The organism is Cupriavidus sp. 01L46, from assembly GCF_056399905.1.
Genome location: NZ_JBFTSF010000464.1, coordinates 1 through 3417, shown reverse-complemented (window position 1 = coordinate 3417; position 3417 = coordinate 1). Strand labels below are relative to the sequence as shown.

General features: G+C 60.9%; 5 protein-coding genes. 2 read left to right on the top strand and 3 right to left on the bottom strand.

Going from position 1 to position 3417, the window contains the following annotated elements; genetic code table 11:
* Positions 1 to 527: FAD binding domain-containing protein (locus AC1DS3_RS36885; RefSeq protein ID WP_477129161.1), on the top strand; the 527-nt coding region annotated here is incomplete at its 5' end.
* On the opposite strand, the gene AC1DS3_RS36880 is transcribed toward AC1DS3_RS36885, so the two are convergent.
* Both AC1DS3_RS36880 and AC1DS3_RS36875 read right to left on the bottom strand, forming a co-directional pair.
* Positions 502 to 705: a DUF6538 domain-containing protein gene (locus AC1DS3_RS36880; protein ID WP_441630475.1), complete on the bottom strand. Its 204-nt coding sequence runs from the start codon at positions 703 to 705 to the stop codon at positions 502 to 504. The two genes, AC1DS3_RS36885 and AC1DS3_RS36880, sit on opposite strands and share 26 nt — an antisense overlap.
* A gap of 239 nt (positions 706 to 944) precedes the next feature.
* Positions 945 to 1580 carry a hypothetical protein gene (locus tag AC1DS3_RS36875; protein ID WP_441630473.1) on the bottom strand — a complete coding sequence of 212 codons (636 nt, stop codon included), beginning with the start codon at positions 1578 to 1580 and terminating at the stop codon, positions 945 to 947.
* Positions 1581 to 1815: 235 nt separating this feature from the next.
* On the opposite strand from AC1DS3_RS36875, the gene AC1DS3_RS36870 reads away from it, so the two are divergent.
* The gene (locus AC1DS3_RS36870) at positions 1816 to 2883 is read left to right on the top strand and encodes an integrase (RefSeq protein ID WP_441630471.1); all 1068 of its coding nucleotides are present in this window, start codon (positions 1816 to 1818) and stop codon (positions 2881 to 2883) included.
* Here the strand turns inward: AC1DS3_RS36870 and AC1DS3_RS36865 are convergent.
* The coding region (locus tag AC1DS3_RS36865; RefSeq protein WP_477129160.1) for an AAA family ATPase at positions 2852 to 3417 on the bottom strand (566 nt) is incomplete at its 5' end. The genes AC1DS3_RS36870 and AC1DS3_RS36865 overlap by 32 nt on opposite strands.

The following is a 3417-nucleotide window of genomic DNA, read 5'->3' as shown; positions in this document are numbered from 1 at the left end:
ACCTGATTCCCGGCGAGGACGGATCGGCCCGGCGCAACGAACGGCGCCTGAACTGGGTCTGGTACCGCGCGCTGCCGGCGGGAGAGCCGCTGGCGGCCGTGCTGCTGGACCGCCATGGCCGCCAGCACACGCACTCACTGCCCCCGGGCGCGGTCAAGGATGCCGATGCCCAGGCGCTGCGGCTTGCCGCGGCGGACAGCCTCGCGCCCGTGTTCGCGGCACTGGTCGTATCGACCCCCGATCCTTTCCTGCAGCTGATCCAGGATTACGCGGCGCCGCGCATGCGCTTTGGCCGCGCCATGCTGCTAGGCGATGCCGCTTTTGTGGCACGTCCGCATACCGGCGCGGGCGCGGGCAAGGCGGCAGCCAATGCCGTAGCCCTGGCGCGCGCGCTGCAGGCCGGCGGGGAGCGTATCGACGATGCACTCGCGCTGTGGGATCGAAGCCAGTGGGCCGAGGACAAGCGCCTGGCCCAGTGGGGCATCTCGCTCGGCCGGCGCATCATGGGCGTGATGCAGCCTGGCTGACCGGCGCCGCAGCGCGGTTCCGCGTGCAGGGAGCGGTACGATCGATTCGTGCGCGGTCGATGGCCCGGTCCTTGACGCTAACGCTGCGCAAGATCTCTCGCTTGCCATAGACGCCAATGCGGTCCATCGGCACGCGCTTGCGCAGGTAGTAGATGCCGTCTCGGCGGGCGAGGTACATGCTGGCTCCCGGTCGGCCTGTGTCAGGTACACATGCGGGGGCAGCAGTGGAATGGGGAGCAGTGAAACGGGACGCACAAAAAACAAAACCCCGGAAGACCGCAATCTTCCGGGGTTCCGCCGCCAATACGATGTAGTGGCGGAGACGGAGGGATTCGGTCTACCCTAGTGTTTATGCGGGTTTCGGGGCAGGTACACATGTCGCGCGCCAGCCGCGAGTGTACTACTAAATGAAGAAAGCTAGTCCATCCCAATGGCTTTGCGTGCGATGTCAGACGCCAACTCCCGTCCTTCCTTGGAGGTGGCGACCCCGCGCAATAGTGTCCAGAGTTTGCTTCCCGCTGAGCGATACCACGTCCCCTTCGGGAAATAACTGAGTTCGTCTTTGAGTCGTTCGACTTCCTGCACAAGCTCGTCAAGCTGCTTCTGAGTTATCTCATCCCGCTGCCGGAATCGGGCTAGATCTTCAATCACCGCATCCAGCTTCTGTTGCATTGCAGCAGCTTCGTCGACGGTGAAAGGTTCGGCGGGGTTCTCTACGTGCGATTTTAAGTGCGCCTCAAGCCTCTTTTGCAGTTCTTCAATTTCGCCCATCACGGGTAGCGAGGCCCTTAATTCCGCGTAGATGTTTCGCGTCCAGCCCGTTATGTGCTTCGGTACGCCCGCAAGACTGTCCAGGGCGACGAGATCGGTCTCCTTGTGGGCGCCAGGAGACATCCTGAGAAGCAGCCGACTACCGTCATCGACTGCGAGTTCAAACGCCTTCTGCGGGAGGAAGGTAATCCGAAGCAGATTGGTGCCCCCGGTCCCAACGGATACGTCAAAGTCTGCAAGTGTGAAGCGGCCTGCTACAAGCGCAGCATAAATCTCGGCCATGAACGTCTTTCGCAACATAAGCTCCCCCTAGTCTCAAGCGTTTCGGTGCCGCACGATGCCAAAGTGTAACTATCGTCACGTAGCCTATGCAAGGCTGGATCACCTTTATCGGGCAGATGGCGGGTGCCATAATTCGCCTGTCCACACCTGTCTTCTTGAGTCGGTTGGGCAGAGTTCAGCACTGAGGAACGGCACGTAAGCGCCCAGTACCGCAAACCTGTAACAGGAGAACGGTATGGGCACCATCATTCGGCGGCGCAGTAAGGGCGACGTGGTCACATTCCAGGCCAAGATTCGCCTCGCGGGCGTTCCAATCGCCTCCAGCACTTTCCCTAGCCGCGACGAGGCCAAATCGTGGATACTGTCCACGGAGCCGGAGTTAAAGGCGCGCTCGCGGGCAGCCGCGAGAGAACAGGCACACGCGAAACGAGTCGCGGAGTTCAAGGAGCGCCCGCGCATCGTGGCTGACCTACTCCACCGCAACCTCCGTGAGGAGACTATCCACAAGAAGGGAGCGGAGGCCGAGGTCAATCACACGCGCAGCATCCTGAAGTACCCGCTCGCCCGCGTCCACCTTGAGAACCTGACTCGTCTGGACATCAAAGAATGGACAGAACAGCGGCTTCAGCACGTCGCGCCAAGCACGGTCAACCGAGAACTGAACATCCTCAACGCGGTGTTTAAGCTGGCCGTCTATGAGTGGGATGTGGCCCTCTGCAAGAGCGTCCTGACTTCCGTTCGCCGCCCCAAGAACCCACCGGGGCGCGTGCGCCGACTATCTCCGCCCGAGGAGGCAGCCCTGCGGCGGGCAGGCGAGGAGACGCGAAACCCCTACATCGTTTCGATCTTAGACTTGGCGCTAGAGACTGCCATGCGCCGTAGCGAGATACTCGACCTCCGATGGAATCGCGTCAGCCTCGCCCATCGGTCAATCCAGCTCATTGCAACGAAGAACGGCACGCCGCGCGGCGTGCCTCTGTCCAGGCGCGCGATGGAAGTGCTCATCGCTCTGAGGCGAGTCGCAGCCCACGAACTCGGCGGCGCTGGAGAACTCGATTCCGGTCCCGTCTTCCCAGGCCTCACGGTAAACGCATTCAAACTCGCGTTCACACGCATGGTGAAGCGCGCCGGGCTGGAGAACTTCCGGTTCCACGATCTGCGCCACGAGGCTACCAGCCGGCTTTTCGAGAAGGGGCTGTCACAAATGGAAGTGGCGACAATCACGGGCCACAAGGACATACGAATGCTGGCTCGGTACACGCACCTGCAAGTCAAGGACTTGGCGGCGAAGCTGGACATCTAATGCAGATGGCGCGCGGATGCGCGGGCGCTGTGCCCCGCTTGCTCTTACGCTTAACCCGCACACCTGCTTGCGTGAAAGACGCGACGAGGCGACGGACATCGTTAGCACTACCTACTGGAACTACAGTGCAGTGACTAAGAACTGCCCGACTATAGCGAAGCAGAATTTCGTTCAGCAAGCGTGCGGCGACCGCGTCTTCTACAAGGATGATGTCTTTGTTCAGCCGAACATTTGCCGCGAGTTCGCGGGCAGCGGCCAGATACTTGGCATTTGGAAGAACATCAATGGCACCACGAGGGCCGCGAACCAGCAATACGCGGGCGGCCTGAGGTAACGTTTCAAAAATGTCCGCCGAATGGGTTGCAATGAGAATCTGGTGTCCTTGGCGACGCGCTAATCCCATAAGGTACCAAGCTAGCCCACGCTGCGCATCTGGATGCAAAGTAAGTTCAGGTTCTTCGAGGATTATGAGCGACTGTCGAGGTAAGCGCTCCAGCTGCCGAACAAGCCGAACCACCTTTTGCTCTCCTGCAC